Source organism: Devosia nitrariae (genome assembly GCF_030160115.1).
Lineage (GTDB): Bacteria > Pseudomonadota > Alphaproteobacteria > Rhizobiales > Devosiaceae > Devosia > Devosia nitrariae.
This window is the reverse complement of record NZ_BSNS01000020.1, coordinates 291,549-309,651: the sequence shown is the minus strand read 5'-3', so window position 1 is coordinate 309,651 and position 18,103 is coordinate 291,549. Positions and strand designations below refer to the sequence as shown.

15 protein-coding genes are annotated in these 18,103 nt (G+C 65.5%); 9 read left to right on the top strand and 6 right to left on the bottom strand.

Features of this window, described 5'->3' with window-relative positions:
- The first annotated feature begins 127 nt into the window (after window positions 1-127).
- Genes QQK18_RS18685 through QQK18_RS18650 form a run of 8 tightly spaced genes read left to right on the top strand, consistent with a single transcriptional unit; the run spans window position 128 to window position 10,345 of the window.
- The gene (locus QQK18_RS18685) at window positions 128-1,633 is read left to right on the top strand and encodes an NAD-dependent succinate-semialdehyde dehydrogenase (RefSeq protein WP_284341879.1); all 1,506 of its coding nucleotides are present in this window, start codon (window positions 128-130) and stop codon (window positions 1,631-1,633) included.
- A gap of 14 nt (window positions 1,634-1,647) precedes the next feature.
- Window positions 1,648-3,027: an aminotransferase gene (locus QQK18_RS18680; protein ID WP_284341878.1), complete on the top strand. Its 1,380-nt coding sequence runs from the start codon at window positions 1,648-1,650 to the stop codon at window positions 3,025-3,027.
- A 7-nt stretch (window positions 3,028-3,034) separates the two neighbouring features.
- Complete coding sequence (locus tag QQK18_RS18675; protein ID WP_284341877.1) at window positions 3,035-4,177, top strand: M24 family metallopeptidase; 1,143 nt, start codon at window positions 3,035-3,037, stop codon at window positions 4,175-4,177.
- 11 nt (window positions 4,178-4,188) lie between these two features.
- Window positions 4,189-5,376, top strand: coding sequence for a M24 family metallopeptidase (locus QQK18_RS18670; RefSeq protein WP_284341876.1), 1,188 nt, complete (start codon window positions 4,189-4,191; stop codon window positions 5,374-5,376).
- 8 nt (window positions 5,377-5,384) lie between these two features.
- The gene (locus QQK18_RS18665) at window positions 5,385-6,641 is read left to right on the top strand and encodes a sarcosine oxidase subunit beta family protein (protein WP_284341875.1); all 1,257 of its coding nucleotides are present in this window, start codon (window positions 5,385-5,387) and stop codon (window positions 6,639-6,641) included.
- Window positions 6,642-6,650: 9 nt separating this feature from the next.
- A complete protein-coding gene (locus QQK18_RS18660; protein ID WP_284341874.1) occupies window positions 6,651-6,914 on the top strand; it encodes a sarcosine oxidase subunit delta in 264 nt (87 codons plus the stop codon).
- Complete coding sequence (locus QQK18_RS18655) at window positions 6,911-9,847, top strand: sarcosine oxidase subunit alpha family protein (protein WP_284341873.1); 2,937 nt, start codon at window positions 6,911-6,913, stop codon at window positions 9,845-9,847. Before QQK18_RS18660 ends, QQK18_RS18655 begins: the two co-directional genes overlap by 4 nt.
- 12 nt (window positions 9,848-9,859) lie before the next feature.
- Window positions 9,860-10,345: an aminomethyltransferase family protein gene (locus QQK18_RS18650; protein WP_284341872.1), complete on the top strand. Its 486-nt coding sequence runs from the start codon at window positions 9,860-9,862 to the stop codon at window positions 10,343-10,345.
- Here the strand turns inward: QQK18_RS18650 and QQK18_RS18645 are convergent.
- From QQK18_RS18645 to QQK18_RS18635, 3 genes are read right to left on the bottom strand one after another with little or no spacing between them, the layout of a single operon-like run.
- Window positions 10,335-11,300 carry an ABC transporter permease gene (locus QQK18_RS18645; RefSeq protein ID WP_284341871.1) on the bottom strand — a complete coding sequence of 322 codons (966 nt, stop codon included), beginning with the start codon at window positions 11,298-11,300 and terminating at the stop codon, window positions 10,335-10,337. The genes QQK18_RS18650 and QQK18_RS18645 overlap by 11 nt on opposite strands.
- A gap of 4 nt (window positions 11,301-11,304) precedes the next feature.
- Entirely contained in the window at window positions 11,305-12,816 is a 1,512-nt protein-coding gene (locus tag QQK18_RS18640; protein ID WP_284341870.1) for a sugar ABC transporter ATP-binding protein, read from the bottom strand.
- Between the two features lie 48 nt (window positions 12,817-12,864).
- Window positions 12,865-13,806 carry a substrate-binding domain-containing protein gene (locus tag QQK18_RS18635; protein ID WP_284341869.1) on the bottom strand — a complete coding sequence of 314 codons (942 nt, stop codon included), beginning with the start codon at window positions 13,804-13,806 and terminating at the stop codon, window positions 12,865-12,867.
- Between the two features lie 198 nt (window positions 13,807-14,004).
- Between QQK18_RS18635 and QQK18_RS18630 the strand changes: the two genes are divergently transcribed.
- Window positions 14,005-15,450, top strand: a complete 1,446-nt coding sequence (locus QQK18_RS18630; protein WP_284341868.1) for a xylulokinase — start codon at window positions 14,005-14,007, stop codon at window positions 15,448-15,450.
- 75 nt (window positions 15,451-15,525) lie between these two features.
- Here QQK18_RS18630 and QQK18_RS18625 read toward each other — a convergent pair whose 3' ends face one another.
- From QQK18_RS18625 to QQK18_RS18615, 3 genes are read right to left on the bottom strand one after another with little or no spacing between them, the layout of a single operon-like run.
- A complete protein-coding gene (locus QQK18_RS18625) occupies window positions 15,526-16,323 on the bottom strand; it encodes an IclR family transcriptional regulator (protein ID WP_284341867.1) in 798 nt (265 codons plus the stop codon).
- Window positions 16,324-16,357: 34 nt separating this feature from the next.
- A complete protein-coding gene (locus tag QQK18_RS18620; RefSeq protein ID WP_284341866.1) occupies window positions 16,358-17,557 on the bottom strand; it encodes an aminotransferase class V-fold PLP-dependent enzyme in 1,200 nt (399 codons plus the stop codon).
- A gap of 22 nt (window positions 17,558-17,579) precedes the next feature.
- Window positions 17,580-18,071, bottom strand: a complete 492-nt coding sequence (locus QQK18_RS18615; RefSeq protein WP_284341865.1) for a RidA family protein — start codon at window positions 18,069-18,071, stop codon at window positions 17,580-17,582.
- Window positions 18,072-18,103 lie beyond the last annotated feature (32 nt).

Here is an 18,103-nt window from a genome sequence, read left to right as displayed (position 1 = left end):
GCAGACGAGTCCTCGCCAAAGGGCTCCTCGAAAAGATGAAACCACCGTCGATAGCCGGCACTTCGGCGGAAGTCCCGGCGCACGCGCGCCTATCCTCCGGGCCAATACCCAGAGGAGACCCGAAATCATGGCCCAGAGTTCGACTGCACTCGCCTACTGGCCCGACAGCGCCAGCAAGCCGCGGGGCATGGAGCGGCTGACCGATCCGCGCCTTCTGCGCGAATTCGCCTTCATCGATGGCAAATGGCAGGCCAACGGCCAGACCATCGCCGTTGTCAATCCTTCGACAGGGGACATGGTCGGCCATGTGCCCGATATGGGCATGGAGGAGACGCGGCTTGCCATCGCGGCGGCAGAACACGCTTTCGACGCCTGGCGAGAGCTGCTGCCTCAGGACCGGTCGCGGCTCCTGCGCAACTGGTACGACCTGATCGTCGCCAACCGCGAGGATCTTGCGGTGCTGATGACGCTCGAACAGGGGAAGCCACTGGCGGAGTCGCGCGGCGAGATCGACTATGCGGCAAGCTTCGTCGAATGGTTCGCCGAGGAGGCCAAGCGCATCGACGGCGAGATGCCGATGAGCCATCTGCCCAACCGGCAGATGACGGTGCGCCGCGAGCCGGTCGGCGTGGTCGCGTGCGTCACGCCATGGAACTTCCCCTCTGCCATGATCACCCGCAAAGCCGCCGCGGCGCTCGCCGCCGGTTGCACGGTGGTGGTGCGACCCGCCTCGGAAACGCCGTTCTCGGCGCTAGCGCTTGCCGAGCTCGCCGACCGTGCGGGCCTCCCGCCCGGCGTCTTCAATGTCGTCACCGGCGCCGCGCAGCCGATCGTCGGCGAACTGGTTGCCAATCCGGCGGTGCGCGCGGTGAGCTTCACCGGCTCGACTGGAATCGGCAAGAAGCTGATGCGCGAGGGCGCCGATACGCTCAAGCGCATGTCGCTGGAGCTCGGTGGCCACGCCCCATTCATTGTCTTCCCTGACGTCGATATCGGGGAAGCCGTGGACGCGGCGATCGCGGCAAAGTTCCAGACCACCGGCCAGGACTGCCTTGCCGCCAACCGCATCTATGTCCATCGCTCGATCTACGAGACGTTCACCGCCCGTTTCGCCCTGCGCACGACCGAACTGCGGATGGGCGATGGATTCGAGGAGGGCGTCGAGCTCGGGCCGCTGATGCACGAGCGCGCCGTCGCCAAATGCGCCGCCCATGTCGAGGACGCTCTGAGCAAGGGGGCCCGCCTCGTGGCCGGCGGCTCCAGCCACGGCCTCTTCTTCGAGGCGACGGCGCTGGTCGACGTCACGCCGCAGATGCAGATCTTTTCCGAGGAGACCTTCGGGCCGGTGGCGGCCATCATTCCCTTCGACGATGAAGCGGCTTTGATCGCCTCTGCGAACGACAGCCCCTACGGCCTCTCGGCCTATCTCTACACCCACGACCACGACCGCATCTGCCGGATCACGCAAGCCCTGAAGGTGGGCATGGTCGCGGTCAACTGCGTGAAGATGACCGGGCATCCGATCCCCTTCGGGGGCGTGCGCGAAAGCGGACTCGGCCGCGAGGGCGGCCGTCATGCCATCGATGAGTTCACCGACATCAAATATGTCTGCGCCGCCTATCGGGCCGCGTGACAGAGAAGGCGATTATGAACCAGCATATCAACGACATCTCGACGATCGACCGCGAATACGTCTTTCACCCCTCGACGCATCTCGGCCAATTCGAGCGGGGCGAGATTCCCAACCGCATCATGACCGGGGGCAGCGGCGTCTACGTTTCCGACCGGGAGGGCAAGCGCAGCCTCGATGCCTTTGCCGGCCTCTACTGCGTCAATATCGGCTATGGCCGCACGGAGATCGCTGACGCCATCCATGCCCAGGCGCAGCAACTTGCATACTACCATTCCTACGTCGGGCATTCGAACGAGCAGATCATCCAGCTCTCCAGGCGCATCGTCGAGATGGCGGGGATGGGGATGAGCAAGGTCTACTACGGTCTTTCCGGCTCGGACGCCAACGAGACCAATCTGAAGTTGGTCTGGTACTACAACAACGTGCTGGGCCGCCCTGAGAAGAAGAAGATCATCTCGCGACAGCGCGGCTATCACGGCTCGGGCCTGATGACCGGCAGCCTTACCGGCCTTCCAACATTCCACAATGCCTTCGACCTGCCGCTGGGCCGGGTGCTGCATACCGCCTGCCCGCACTACTGGCGGAACGCGGAACCGGGCGAAAGCGAACGTGACTATTCCAGGCGCCTCGCCGCCGAACTCGATGCCTTGATCCGCGCCGAGGGGCCCGAAACCGTTGCCGCCTTCATCGGCGAACCGGTGCTCGGCACCGGCGGCATCATCCCGCCGCCGGAGGGTTACTGGGAAGAGATCCAGAAGGTGCTGGCCGCGCACGACGTGCTGCTGATCGCCGACGAGGTGGTCACCGCCTTCGGGCGCACCGGCAAGGTCTTCGGTTCCCATACCTACGGCATGCGCCCCGATATCATCACCATCGCCAAGGGTGTGACCTCCGCCTATCTGCCGCTCTCGGGCAGCATCATTGGCGAACGCGTGTGGAAGGTGTTGGCCGAGGGCAACGACAAGCTCGGCCCGATTGGTCATGGCTGGACCTATTCCGGACATCCGCTCTGTGCGGCGGCGGCCAATGCTAATCTCGACATCGTCGAGGGCGAGGATCTCGTCGGCAATGCGCGTGATGCTGGTGCCTACTTCCAGCAGCGGTTGCACGACGCGTTCGACGATCACCCCCTGGTCGGCGAAGTGCGTGGCGTCGGGCTGATGGCGGCGCTCGAGTTCGGCACCGGGCCGGACCGGAAAACCCAGTTCGACCCCAACCTCAAGATCGGCCCGAAGGTCTCCGCCACCGCGCTCGAAGAAGGCATGATCGCGCGCGCCATGCCGCACGGCGACATCCTCGGCTTCGCGCCGCCGCTGGTGATCACCCGCGCCGAGGTCGACAGGATCATCGAACTCACCACCCGCGCCGTAGATCGCGTCCACGCAGCCCTCTGAGGTCGCCATGGGGACGTTGTTCCCACCCGCCGAATACGAGCGCCGTCTCGAGCAGGTCCGCCGCGAACTCGCGCGGCGCGACCTGGGGCTGGCGCTCATCTCGTCGCCCGACAATATTTTCTACCTGACCGGCCTCGACCACTGGGGCTATTTCGCCCCCCACATGCTGATGGTCCCGGCCGCGGGCGAAATGGTGCTGGTCGCCCGGGCGATGGAGAAGGTGACCATCGCCAATCACGTGCACAATGCGCGCTTTGCCGGCCACTCGGATTCGGAGACCGCCGCCGACGTCGTCGTCCAGGAACTGAGCGACCTGCTACTCCCAGACCGTGTCGGCATTGAAAAGTCGAGCTGGGGGCTGAGCTTCGGGTTCGGCGAGCAGCTGACCGCGGCCTTCCCGCAGATCCGCTGGACCGACATCTCCGGCCTTGTGGACGAGATCCGGCTGATCAAAAGCGGGGCCGAGCAAGACTATATGCGCGCGGCGGCGCAGGTTACCGATGCCGCGACCGCCGCGGGCATCGAGGCCATCCACGCTGGCGTCAGCGAGTCCGAGATCGCTGCCGCCTGCCTCGCGATGATGACGCGCGAAGGGACCTATCCCGGCTTCGGCCCCTTCATCCGCTCGACCGCCCGGCTCGGCGAAGAACACACGACCTGGAGCCAGAATCGACTGCAGGACGGCGACGCGGTGTTCTTCGAGCTCTCCGGCTGCGTTGCACGCTACCACGCTCCGCTCGGGCGGCTGGTGCATGTGGGGTCGGCCCCTGCCGGCACGCATGAAATGGCAGCGATCTCCTCTGACGCCTTCGACGCCGTCGTCGGTGCGCTCAGCGACGGCGTCCTCGCCCGCGACGTTTACGCGGCCTGGCAAGGGGTCGTCGACGCGGCAGGTCTCAATCATTACCGCCGCCATCATTGCGGCTACCTTGTCGGCATCGGTGTGCCGCCGAGCTGGACCGGCGGCAACTACGTCCTGGGGCTGCGGCACGATAGCGACCGCGTCATCCGCACCGGCATGAGCTTTCATATCCTCTCCTGGCTGATGGGCACGGGACGGGGCGACTACTTCATCTCCAACACTGTGTTGCTCACCGAGGCGGGACCGGAAGTCTTCACTCGCTCCCCAACCGGCGTCAGCATTCGATAACAGAGGCGAAAATGGAATTTGGGAAGAACAACACGCCCTTCGGCACCGAGGAGTTCGCGGCACGGGTCAGCAAAACCAAGCAGCGCATGGCCGAGGCCGGGCTCGATGTGATGATCTGCAGCGACCCTGCCAACATGAACTACCTTACCGGCTACAATGGCTGGTCGTTCTATGTGCATCAGTGCGTGATGGTGCTCCAGGATCTCGACCAGCCGCTGTGGCTGGGGCGGGCACAGGATGTGAACGGGGCAAAGCTGTCCACGGTCCTGCCCGCCGACAACATCCTCGGCTACGACGACAATTTCGTGCAGTCCAAGACCCTGCATCCGATGCAGGAAGCCGCGCGGCATCTCACTTCGCGAGGCCTTTCGGCCGCCCGTATCGGCGTCGAAGCCGACAGTTACTACTTCACCGGCCGCTCGCTCGATGTGCTGCGGACCGAACTGCCCAACGCCACGATCGTCGATGCGGACGGGCTGGTGAACTGGGTACGGGCGGTCAAATCCGACGCCGAGATCGCACTCATGCACCAGGCGGCGCGGATCACCGAAAACATCATGCGGACCGCCATCGACAAGATCGGGGTAGGCGTCCGTCAATGTGATGTCGCCGCCGATATCCAGGCCACGGGCGCGCGTGGCACACCCGAATATGCCGGTGATTATCCCGCCATCGTGCCGCTGATGCCGACCGGCGTCGGCACGTCCGGCCCGCATATCACCTGGGTCGATGAGCCTTTCGCGGCGCAGACCGGCACCACCATCGAGATCGCCGGTGTGCGTCACCGCTATCACGTGCCGATGACCCGCACGGTCTATCTCGGCACCCCGCCGCAAAAAATGGTCGATGCCGCCAAGGTGGTGGTAGAGGGCATCCATGCCGCGCTCGAGGTTGCCAAACCCGGTGCCGGCTCGCGCGACGTACATGCCGCCTGGACCGCAACCATTGCCCGGCATGGTCTCGTCAAGGACAGTCGCTGCGGCTACTCGATCGGTCTCAACTATCCGCCGGACTGGGGCGAACGCACCATTTCGCTGCGCGGCAATGACGAGACCATCCTCGAGCCCAATATGACGCTGCATTTCATGCCGGGCATCTGGCTCGACGACTGGGGCATCGCCATCTCGGAGGCGATCCGCATAACCGAGACCGGCGTCGAAGCATTCTGCGACTTCCCGCGCGAACTGTTCGTCAAATAGGATTAGGAATGAACCGTTACTCCGCGTTCTCGCTCTTAAGGAACGCGCTCTCGGGCAATCGTCACTGGAGTGAGGCCTGGCGCAAGCCCGAGCCGAAGCGAAGCTATGACGTGGTGATCATCGGCGGTGGCGGCCATGGCCTCGCCACCGCCTTTTACCTGGCCGAGAACCACGGGGTGCGCAACGTCGCGGTGCTCGAAAAGGGCTATGTCGGCGGCGGCAATGTGGGCCGCAACACCACGATCGTACGCTCCAACTACATGCTGGATGGCGCCACCCAGTTCTACGAATATTCGATGCAGCTCTGGGAGGAGCTCTCGGCAGCGCTCGGCTACAACGTCATGTTCTCCCAGCGCGGGCAGCTGGTTCTCGCACACTCTGTCGATCAGCTCGACTATTTCAGCCGCAAAGCCAACATCATGCGGCTCAACGGCATCGATGCCGACATCCTGACCATCGACGAGGTCCGGCGCATGGCGCCCTATCTCGACCTCTCACCCGAAGCGCGGTTCCCGGTCTATGGCGGCATTTTTCAGGGGCGTGCCGGTACCGCACGCCACGACGCCGTCGCCTGGGGTTTCGCGCACGCGGCCGACCGGCACGGGGTCGACATCATCGAGAATTGCGAGGTGACGGGCTTTGCTTTCGAGAATGGCCGCGCGGTCGGCGTCGAGACCAGAAGCGGCACGATCGGGGCCGGCCGCATCGGCATGGCTGTCGCCGGCCACACCACGGAGCTGGGCCGCAAGGCCGACCTCGAGCTGCCGATCGAGAGCCATGTGCTGCAGGCCTTCGTCACCGAGCCGATCAAGCCGCTGGTGCATCAGGTGATCGCCTATGGCGCCGATCATTTCTACATCAGCCAGTCTGACAAGGGCGGGCTCGTCTTCGGCGGCGGCCTCGACGGCTACAACTCCTATGCGCAGCGCGGCAATCTCGGCGTCGTCCGCGAGGTCAGCGAAGCGGCCATCGCCCTGATGCCCAATATCTCGCGTTTGCGACTGCTGAGGCACTGGGGCGGCGTTGTCGATATGACGCCGGACGCAGCGCCGATCATCTCGAAGACGCCGGTGAAAGGGCTCTACCTCAACGGTGGCTGGTGCTATGGCGGCTTCAAGGCAACGCCCGCTTCCGGCTGGTGCTTCGCGCAGTTGTTGGCCGAGGACATAGTCCCGGCCCTCGCCCGCCCCTTCTATCTCGACCGTTTCCGGACCGGCGCCCTGCTCGATGAGGCCGGCGCCGGCCCCTATGCCTGGCGCCAGTAGGACCCCGCGATGCTCGCCATCACCTGCCCCAATTGCGGAGAGCGCAACTCCAACGAGTTCCGCTACGGCGGCGACGCCTCAATTGTTCGCCCGTCACATGAAGATCCAAGCGAAGAAGCTTGGTTCCGATACGTTTATATCCGAGACAACCCGAAGGGCCCGCACCGGGAATACTGGCAGCATGTCGGCGGCTGCCGCGGCTGGCTGATCATCGAGCGGAACACGAGCAACCACGTCGTGCTGGGCGTTAGGCGCGCGGGAGAATGCAGGTGAGCGGCAGCAGACTTCCTTCAGGCGGCCGCATCGATCGCGAAAAGCCGATCGGCTTCAGCTTCGACGGCAGGTCCTACTCGGGCTATGCTGGCGACACGCTAGCGTCGGCGCTCCTTGCCAACGGCGTTTCGCTCGTCGGGCGCAGCTTCAAGTATCACCGCCCGCGCGGCATCTTCTCGGCAGGCATCGAGGAACCGAACGCGCTGGTCACTTTCGGCCACGACGGCCGGCGTGACCCGAACGTGCCCGCGACCATGGTGGAGCTCGTCGAAGGACTTGAGGCGCAGAGCCAGAACCGCTGGCCCTCGCTCGGTTTCGACGTGCTGGCGGTCAACCAAGTATTCGCGCCGCTGCTTTCCGCGGGCTTCTACTACAAGACCTTCATGGGCCCGACGCGGCGCGCATGGCTCTTCTACGAACATTTCATCCGCCGCGCCGCCGGCCTCGGCAAGGCCTCGCTGCAGCCCGATCCGGACCGCTACGACACCGAATATGCCTTCACCGATGTCGCCATAATCGGCAGCGGGCCTACTGGCCTCGCGGCGGCGCTGAGCGTTGCGCGCTCCGGCGCCCGCGTCACGCTGATCGAGCAGGATGGGGCCATCGGCGGCCAGATGTTGTCGCAGCCGTCAGAGGGTGCGGCGGCCGACTGGCTGGCGGCGGCAGGCGCGGACATCGCAGGCTTCCCCCAGATCACCGTTCGCACCCGTTCCACCGCCTTTGGTCTCTACGACGGCAATACCATTGGCATTGTCGAACGCCGCGATCACCTCGGACCCGAGCCCGGTCAAACCCGGCAGCTTCTGGTGCTGCTTAAAGCGCAGAGCATCATCTTCACTACCGGCGCGATCGAGCGGCCGCTGCTCTTTGCCGACAATGATCGTCCGGGCGTGATGCTGGCCTCTGCCGCCTCGACCTATCTCAATCGGTTCGCCGTCGCCTGCGGCCGCACTATCGTCGTCGCCACAAACAACGATAGTGCCTACGCCACCGCGCGCGATTTCGCGGCTGCGGGCAGCAAGGTGACGGTGCTCGACGCGCGGCCTGCCTCGCCGCTCGCCGACAGCGCCCGAAAGCACGGGATTACCGTTCTGCAGGACCATCAACTGCTGGCAGCGCACGGATCGCCGGTAAGCGCGGTCGCCTTCCGCAGCGGAAGCAGTGAGGCCCGGCTTTCCTGCGATCTGCTGCTCACCTCCGCGGGCTGGACGCCGAGCGTGCACCTTACCTCGCATCTCGGAATCAGGCCGATCTACGACGCGCGCATTGGCGGCTTCGTGCCCGGCTCCTTTGCCGCGGGCCATTTTGGCGCCGGCGCCCTGATGGGCGACTATACCACCGCCGAAGCGATCGAGCGAGGCGCCGCGGCGGGACTGGGCGCCGCCTGCTTCTGCGGTCGCAAGGCGGAGCCACACGCCATCCCGACGCCGGATCTCGATGAGGGCATCGCGCGCGACCTGCCTGCCCTTGCCGTCCCGCGGCGCGGGAAAGTCTTTGTCGATCTGCAGACGGACGTCACCACATCCGACATCGCCCTCTCCGATCGCGAGGGCTTCCGCTCGGTGGAGCATTTAAAGCGCTACACCACCCTCGGCATGGGCACCGACCAGGGCAAGACCAGCAATGTCCACGCCATTGCCCTGATGGCCTTGGCCCGGGACCAGTCCATCGAGCAAACGGGGACGACGACCTTTCGTCCGCCCTACTCGCCGGTGGCCGTCGGTGTCCTGGCCGGCCGTTCGATCCACGGCCACTTCAAGCCGATACGTCGCACGCCCCTGCACGACTGGCATCTGCGTCGCGGCGCCGAGATGATCGAAGTCGGCCTCTGGAAGCGGCCACTTTTCTACCCCGAGCACGGCCCTGATGTCGGCGCGGCGGCCATTGCCGAAATGAAGCTCGTGCGCAGTGCGGTGGGGCTCGTCGATGTCTCGACGCTCGGCAAGATCGAAGTGGCCGGTCCCGACGCTTTGACCTTCCTCGACCGGCTCTACGTCAACAATCTGGGCAAGCTTCAAGTCGGCAAGGGCCGCTACTGCGTCATGTTGCGCGACGATGGCATCGTTTTCGACGAAGGCGTGGTGATCCGGCTCGCCGAAGAGCGGTTCTTCCTCACCACCTCGACGATGAAGGCCGCGGACGTGCAGTCCTGGATGGAGTTCCTGGCGCAGACTGCGTGGCCGGACCTTCGGGTCCACATCACCTCGGTCACCGACGAATGGGCGATGCTAGCCCTCGCCGGCCCGCGCAGCCGCGACGTCCTCGCCGCCGCCTTCCCCGATATCGCGACCGATGACGAGAGCCTTCCCAAAATGGCGGTCGTGACGGGCACGTTTGCGGGCGAGGTGCTGCGCATCCAGCGAGTGAGCTATTCGGGCGAGCGCGCCTATGAGATCCACGTCGGATCGCGCCGCGGCGCCGCGTTGGCCGATCATCTGATGGCCGCGGGCCAGCCCGTTGGTGTCGAGCCCTATGGCGTCGATGCCATGGGAGCTCTGCGGATCGAAAAGGGCTTTGCTGCCGGCAGCGAGATCGATGGCACGACGACCCTCGATGACATCGGGCTCGGCGGCCTCGCCAAGAAGAGCGGCGGCTTTGCCGGGGCCGTCCTGTCGCGACGGCCCACGCTCACCAACCCGGACCGGCGTCGACTGGTCGGGCTCCAATGTCTCGATGCCGGCCGGCAGCTGCGGACCGGCAGTATTCTCTTTTCCGAGGGCGCGCCGCAACGCGGGCACGGCATCGGTCATGTCACGGCGGTGACGTTCAGCCCCGAAACCGACAAGCAGATCGGTCTGGCGCTGCTCTCGGGAGGCCCGGAAAGGATCGGCGAAACCATGCTGGCGACGTTCCCGGTACGGAATGAGATGGTGCGGGTGCGGGTTGTGTCGCCCGTGTTCGTCGATCCCGATGGAGCGCGCATCGATGCGTGAGGGCGAAACAGAATGAGCATAAAGGTCGACGATCGGTTCCAGCTGTTCGAGGTCGCAGCCTGGTCGGAGAAGGGATTGGAGGCGTTGCTTGCCTCACTTGATCTGCCCCTCCCGCAGGTGGGAGAGATATTTGCCGAGGCCGGCAGCCGCGTCATGCGGATCACCCCTCGGCTCGCCTGGGTGCTTGCCGATGCAGACACCCTGCTCCAATGGCCGGCGACCGACGGGGGCGTTATTGTCGATCTCTCCAACAGCCGCTTGCGGCTCCACATAAGGGCGCGCGCGGCTGAAGTGCTCCCGTCGCTCGTCCCAGTGGACCTCGAGCGTCTCGGCCCCACGGCTTTCGTCGCGTCGATGATGCATGGTATCCCCGTGACGATCCTGCGCGCCGAAGGTGGTTTCGACCTCCTCGTTCCCCGAACCTTCGGGGCCAGTCTCATCGAATGGATAGACGATGCGACGGCAGGGTGTCCCGGAGTCTCCCGCGCTACTGCCTGAGCTTGCGTGTCAGCGAGCTGGCCGAAACCGCGAGGACGATGATGCCGCCGACGAGAATCTGGCGGACATAGCTGTCGACACTGAGCTGGGTGAGGCCGTTGTCGAGCACCCCCAAGATCAGCACGCCGAGGACCGTGTAGAGCAGGCGCGGCTCGCCGTGTTCGCTGAGCGTCGAGCCGAGAAAGACGGCGGCGATAGCGGTGAGCATCAGGCCGCTGCCCTGGGTCGGATTGGCCGAGGCGACGCGGCTGGCATACATGATGCCGGCCAGGGCCGCGCTGCCGCCGGTCAGGGCGAAGGCGGCGAGCTTGAGCTTGCGCACGGGCACGCCGCTCAAATGCGCCGCCTCGATGTTGCCGCCGATGGCATAGAGGCGCCGCCCGAAGGTGGTCTGCTCGAGCAGCACCCAGACGAGGGCGGCGATGGCGATCGCCAGGAGCGTGAGATTGGGAATAGAGACGGCAATGCCGCCCCATTCGCCGAGCGGCAGACCGCCGCGCGCGAAGCTGCCGAACTCTTCGGGAATGACGCGGCCCGATATGGTCTTGCCGCCGCTGACAACGAATGCGGCGCCGGAAAAGATGGTGAGGGTCGCCAGCGTTGCGACGAACGGCAGGATGCCGACATAGGCGATCAGGAGGCCGTTGACGGCTCCGCCGAGAAGGCCGACCAGCAGCGCGAGCGATACCGCCAACCATACCGGATAGCCGAGGGTGAAGAGGATGGCGACGACGATGCCGGCAAGGCTCGCCATCGAGCCGACGCTGAGGTCGAAATCGCCCATCACCATGACAAGCGTCATGCCGGAAGCAACGACGATCAGCATCGACATCTGCTGGGAGATGTTGAGCCAGTTGCGGGCAGTCATGAAGGTATCGGGCAAGAGCACCCAGAAGGTCACCAGGATGGCCGCAAAGCCGACAAGGGTGCCGTAGCGCCGAACGAGTGTGAGCATTTGTCTATCCTGTCACGCGGCCATAGCAGAGATTGACGAGGCGCTCCTCGTCGATCTCTTCTGCCGCGACGATGTCGGTGATGGCGCCCTCGCGCATGACCGCAATGCGGTCCGCCATGCCGATGAGCTCCGGCAGGTCCGAGGAGGCGAGGACGACGCCCATGCCGCGGGCGGTCATCTCGCGGATGAGGGCGTAGATGTCGAACTTGGCGCCGACATCGACGCCGCGCGTCGGCTCGTCCAAAAGCATCAGGCGCGGCTGGCCGGCCAATGCTTTGGCAAAAACCACCTTCTGCTGATTACCGCCGCTGAGCTCGCGCACGCGCTGCCGGGGTCCCGCAGCTTTCAGCCGGACTCGCTGGCCCTGCTCTGCCGCCAGGCGCATCTCGCGCCGGGGCGTCAGCAACGCGCGCCAGCGGCTCTGCGCCGAGAGGTGCGGCAGCGTGACGTTCTCGAAGATCGGACGGGAGACGATCAGCCCCTCGGAGCGCCGTTCGCGCGGAATGTAGCTGACGCCGGCGCGCCAGGCATCTGTCGGGTTGCGCGGCCTAAAGGGCTGCCCCGTGAGCCGCATGGTCCCGCCGGCGCAATTGAGGTCACCGAACAGCGTGCGCAGCAGATTGCGCTGACCGGCATTCTCGAGACCGGCGATGCCGAGCACTTCGCCTGCGCGCACATCGAAGGAAACCGGGCGACCGCCGCGAATGGCAAGGTGGGTGACGGAAAGCACGGTTTCGCTCCGCGGGGCGGCAGTTGCCGGCGGATAGGCCTCTTCGACCCGGCGCCCGATCATCAATGAGACGAGGTCGTCATGGGTAATGTCGGCGATCTTGCCGGTATCAACGCTGCGCCCGTCACGGATGACCGTGGCCATGTCGCAGGTGGCCATGACCTCGTCCAGCCGGTGCGAGACATAGAGCACCGAGGCGCCCGTGGCGCGCAGTTCGCGCAGCACCGTGAACAGCCGCTCAGCTTCGCCGCGGTTGAGCGCGGCCGTCGGCTCGTCGAGCACGTAGAGCCTGGCCGGGGCCCCCTCCTCGCCGATGAACGCGCTGGAGATGCGCACCAGCATCTGGTCGCCGAGCGTCAAGGAGCCGAGGGACCAGCTCGGATCGATATGGGTGATGCCGAGCTTTCCCAACGTCTCGCGCGCCGCAAGGTTGAGCCTTCGCCAATCGACGAAGGCTCCGGCGCGCCGGGGATAGGCGCGGCCGAGAAAGATGTTCTCGGCGACGGAAAGCGCCGGCACCACGTTGAATTCCTGATGGATGAACCTCAGCCCGAGGCGATGTGCCTGACGGGGGCTGTCGATCCTGGCCGGTGTGCCCTCGAGCCGGATCTCGGCAGTGTCAGGAGCGACGACGCCGGCAAGGATCTTGATCAGGGTCGACTTGCCCGCCCCGTTCTCGCCCATCAGGGCGTGGATTTCTCCGGGGCCAACGGCAAGCTCGACGCCCCGCAAGGCGGGGACGCCGCCATAGGCTTTGGTGACGTTGGCAAGGGAAAGGAGGGGCATGGGGGGAACACCGGCGGGAGCGCCCGCCGGCGCGGGTCTGATCAGGGGCTATTCTTCGTCCACATTGGCGGCGGTGATCAGCTTGGTCGGCACGTAGATGACGCCCTGCTTGATCTCCTCGCCGGCAATGACCCGCGCCACGACATCGGCTGCGGTGGTGCCGATACCGGTGAAGTCCTGGGCGACGGTTGCTTCGAAGTTGCCGCCCTCGGCGATGGCATCGCGGGCCTGGGGATTGGCATCGATGCCGGTGATGACGATGCCCTCGCCCTCGCGTCCGGCGGCTTCAATCGCCTGTAGCGCGCCGAGCGCCGGCTGGTCCCATGCTGCCCATACGGCCTTGATGCTGCCCGGCTCCGGATTGGCGGCAAGGACGGCCTCCATCTTGGCGCGCGAGTCGGCGATCCCGCCGTCGGAGACGTCGGGTGTCACCCGATCGATGACGTTGATGTCGGGGAAGTTGCCGAACACGGCATCGGCGATGACGCTACGCACCTGTACCGGCGGGAAGGCCTCGAAGATGAACATCACCACATCGCCTTGCCCATCGATGCGGTCGGCCACATAGGTCGCGGTCTCGGCGGCCATCGCGTAGCCATTGCTGGTGACATTGGTCACGAGCAACGGATCGCTGCCGGCATCCATGCCGATGACCGGTATGCCGGCGTCGGCGGCAGCCTGCAGGCCTGCGGTCACCTGGGTCGGATCGACATTGATGACGATGGCGTCGACATTCTGCGTCACCATGTCCTCAATGCGGCTGATGACGGCGGCGACGTCGCCGGCGGTGTCGATGACGTTCACATCCCAGTCCTCGTCTTTGGCGGCCGCCTGAAAGGCTTCGACATAGAACTGCGTGCCCGGCTGGGCGAGATAGGGCGTGATGACCGCGACTTTGGATTGCGCCAAGGCACCACCGGCGGCAAAGCCTGTGGCAACGAGCAAGCTGCCGGCGAGAAGGGCGCGAACGGCCCCGCGATATGTGTTCATTTGTCTTGATCCCCTGGGTGGCCGCGTGGAGCGGTCCTGTCGTTTGCTTTTTTCGCAGGCACCATATTAAAGAGCCCGGACGGCGGCTAGAGCGGCACGCGAAAAAGTGCAGCCAGCTCCTGGCGAAAATGCCGCGATAACAAAAAGCTAGGGCCCGCGATTTGCTTTGAGCGAGCCAGAGCATTGGGGGCGGAAAGCGTGGCAAAAGACACATTTGTCGGCATCGACGTCGGCACGACGGCGACCAAGGCAGTGCTGATCGACCAAGGCGGCAACAGAATCGCCGGCTATGCCCATACGCACCCAACCGCGAGGCCGCGGCCGGGATATGCCGAACAGGCGCCAGACGACTGGATGACGGGCGTGCTCGGAGCGCTCGAGACGTTCGCCAGGGCGTACGATCTCAGTGGCCTACAGGCCATCGGCATCACCAGCCAGGTCAACACACATGTCTTCGTCGATGGTGCCAGCAATCCGCTTTTGCCTGCGATCACCTGGCAGGACACGCGCTCGGGCCCGGATGCGTCGGCACTCGACCGGCAGGTCACCACCGAGCAGAAAATCGCCTGGTTCGGCGGTCCGCTGCCGATCGACGCGAGCCATGCCCTGTCGCGGATCGCTCATGTACGGCGAGTTCATCCGGACCTATTTGTGAACACCGTTCACATCTTGCTTCCCAAGGACTACTGCGTGCTGCAATTGACCGGAGTGGTGGCCAGCGACCCCATCTCGGCGGTGGGGTTGGTCAACAAGGACGGGTATGTCGCCGAGCTTCTCGCCCTGGTGCCGCGGGCGGACCGGCTACTGCCCCCGCTCGCGGGCTTCACCACGGTCGCCGGCCGCGTGCGCGCCGGCCTGCCCTGTGCCGGTACGCCGGTGATCGTCGGCGCGATGGACGCATGGGCCGGCATGTTCGGGGTCGGCGCGGCGCAAGATGGGGACGCCATGTATCAGAGCGGCACCAGCGAAATCCCCGGCATCGTCTCGTCCACTGTGGTGCCGACGCCCGGCGTGATCCTCTTTCCGCCCTATGAAGGCATTGTCATGCACGCCGCCCCGACCCAGGCGGGCGGTGCCGCGCTCAGTTGGTTCGCGCAGGTTCTGGGGGAGACGCCGGCAGCAACCGCGGCTCTGGCCGGTGAGGCGAAGGGCAGCGTGCCGCTGTTCCTGCCGCATCTGCAGGGCGAGCGCGCGCCGCTCTGGGATGACGCATCGCGCGGCGTGTTCGCCCGGCTCGATCCTGGTTCGGGCGGGGCCGAGATGGCCCGAGCCGTGCTCGAGGGTGTTGCCTACTCGGCGCGTCTTGCCTTCGATGCCCTGCGTCACTCGGCAGCGACCGATCCCGCCATCATCAACATCGGCGGCGGCGGAGCCGCTTCGGATATCTGGTGCCAGATCCGCGCCGATGTCCTCGGAACGCCGCTGCGGCGGGCGGTTGCTCCGGAGGCGGCTGCCTTCGGAGCGGCCATCCTTGCCGGTAGATCCCAGGATCAGGGCACCTCGATCGCAGAGATCGTCAAAAGGCTGGTAAAATACGACCGCGCCTTCGAACCGGATCCGGCGACACGTGGATATCACGAGGATCGGTTCGGCAAGTATATGGACCTCTACCAGGCGTTGCGCGGGTTCAACGGCAGCTTTTGAGTCCCCGCCCTCTGTTGAATTGTCGCGTTTTCGAACCGCAAAAGTGGTATCCACTTTTGCTGAAAACGCTCCGGATCAGCTCGTCCAGCCGAGGCGGCTCTCGATGCGGCGGGCGCTATCGCGAACCAGCCCGATGAGGTTCGGATCCTGCTGGCTCACCTTGCTCTCGGGAACGACGATCGAAATCGTTGCACGGCAGGCGCCGGCGCGATCGCGGATGGGTGCGGCAATGCAGGCAACCGAGAAGTCGGACTCCCCGGCCTGGATGGAAAGGCCCTGCTCCAGCGCCTCATGAGCGGAGTGCGCCAGTTTGCGAGGATCGACTTCGGCCCGCCCTGTGGGAGACGTTCGTGCCGAGCGCTGGAAGATGGCGAGCAGTTCTTCCTCTGTCAGGTGCCCGACCAGCAGCCGTCCGGAGGCGGTCCAGTTGAGCGGGCTGCGGGTGCCGACGCGCGAGGTCACCTGGAACTGGTCGTTGCCCTCCTCCATGGCAAGGACGACCATGTTGTCCTGGTCGCGGCCGCACACCTGCACCGTCTCACCTGACGCCCGCGCCAGCTCGTGCATCTCGTGGGTGGCGACGGTCAGCAGGTCGAGGTTGCGCGCATAGGTGAGGCCATAATGATAGAGGCGCGGCCCCAGCCAGATGAGGCCGTTGCTGTCGCGGTTGAGCAAATCCTTGGCGACGAGGTCGTCAATGATTGCGTAGACGGTCGAGAGCGGGGCTCCGACGGCGCGGGCGATCTCATAAGCTGTGGCGGCCTGCTGCACACCCTGTAGATAGTCGAAGATCTGCAGCGCCCGATCGATGCCGCTCGTGCGCGAGCGTCGCGCGGCAGGCTCGACATCGTCGACGGCTTTGCTGATGGCCATTGGCAGTACCTCCACTCGCCAGCGACTTAGGCCCTTAATCGGGCCAGTTCAATATCGCGGCTTCCCGGTCCAGCCAGAACCGGTCGAGCGGGGTCATGATCGGCTCGTTGGCGAGACGCGCGCGATCCAGTTCCTCGCCAAGGCGCTCGGCCACTACGAACTCCTCGCCCGGATGCAGATTGCAGGGATCGAGGTAGAAGTGGCCGTGCTCGGCCTCGTGGTCGCGCACGATGACGGGACGCGAGCCCTGCGCGAGTCGCGCCGCCAGGTCCCAGGCCGAGATGCGCGCCTCTTCGGGCGCAACGGCGACCTTGAGCCGGTCGAGCGGGTTATCGGTCGGATCGGGCACGATGGTGGCCGCGATGCCGGGACGGCCATCGAGGGCGTTGATCCAGACATTGAGCGCGGCGCGCTCGCGGGCGCGGATGCCGTCATGGTCGCGCGTCTTCCACGCCTCGAGCGCCGCGATCACGCCGGCAATGCTTTCCTTGCCGACCTTCATGCCGCGTCCGATGCCGCGGTTCTGCAGATAAACGCTGCGCACCAAGTCCTTGCTGCCGGCGACGATCCCAGTGGTGGGGCCGCTAAGGAACTTATGGCCCGAATAGAGGGCGAGGTCCGCGCCATCGGCGAGGAAGCGCCTGAGGTCATATTCCGACGCCGCATCGACGATCACCGGCACGCTGTGCTCGTGGCAGACCCGGGCGAAGGTGGGGAGGGGAATCTGGGCGTAGTCGACCACATGGTGCGAGACGACATAGACGGCTGCTGCCGTCCGCTCGTTGATCGCACCGGCCAGTTGATAGGCGTGGGCGCTGGTCGCCTGCCCGACCGGCACCACTCTGGCCCCGGCGAGCCTGATGGCCTGCTCGACGGGCGCGCCATAGGAAACCATGTGCCCGGTCTGGATCAGGACCTCGTTGCGACGGTCGCCGGTGTCGGGCAATTGCTCGATGGCGTAGAGGTCGGAACCGGTGATCGCCGCGGCGACCGCGAGCGTGATCGCCGCCGAGCAGGACGCGGTGACGAACCCGGCCTCAGCCCCGGTCAGCTCGGCGATGGTGCGACTGGCAACGCGATGCAGGTCGGCAATTTCAGTCCATTGGGTGAGGATTGCCGCCGCCGCCTCGACGGCCTGCGGCACGACGATGGATGCGCCAAGCGACGTCATGGTGCCCGAGACGTTGATCACCGGGCGAAGGCCGAGACGGCTGCGAATGTCGGTAGCGGTCATTGTGTGGGTCCGGAGGATGGAGTTAGCGGAAGGCGACGATGGCTTCGATTTCGACGGTAATGCGGTTGGGGAGCGAGCCGAAGCCCACCGCCGAGCGGGCATGGATGCCCTTTTCCCCGAACACGGCATTCATCAGGTCCGAGCAGCCATTGATGACCGCGGGATGATCGGCGAAGTCGGGCGTGGCGTTGACCATGCCCAGGAGCTTGATAATGCGGGTGACCCGACCGAGGTCGCCCAGGGCCGCGTGGATCACGGCGATGAGGTTGATGCCGGTGAGGCGGGCGTGACCATAGGCCTCTTCCACCGAGACATCGGCACCGACTTTGCCGGTAAAGCGGCGGCCGTCGCTTTCGGTTGGCCCCTGCCCCGACAGGTACAGCAGATTGCCCTCGGCAACGTGCGTGACGAAGTTGGCGATCGGCTGCGGCGCCGGCGGCAGGATGATGCCCAGCGTCCTCAGCCGGTCGTAAGGGGAATCGTCCGCACGCAGCGAAGGCTCGGAACGGGTCATCTAAAACTCCAACAAATCAAAATAGAGCCTTG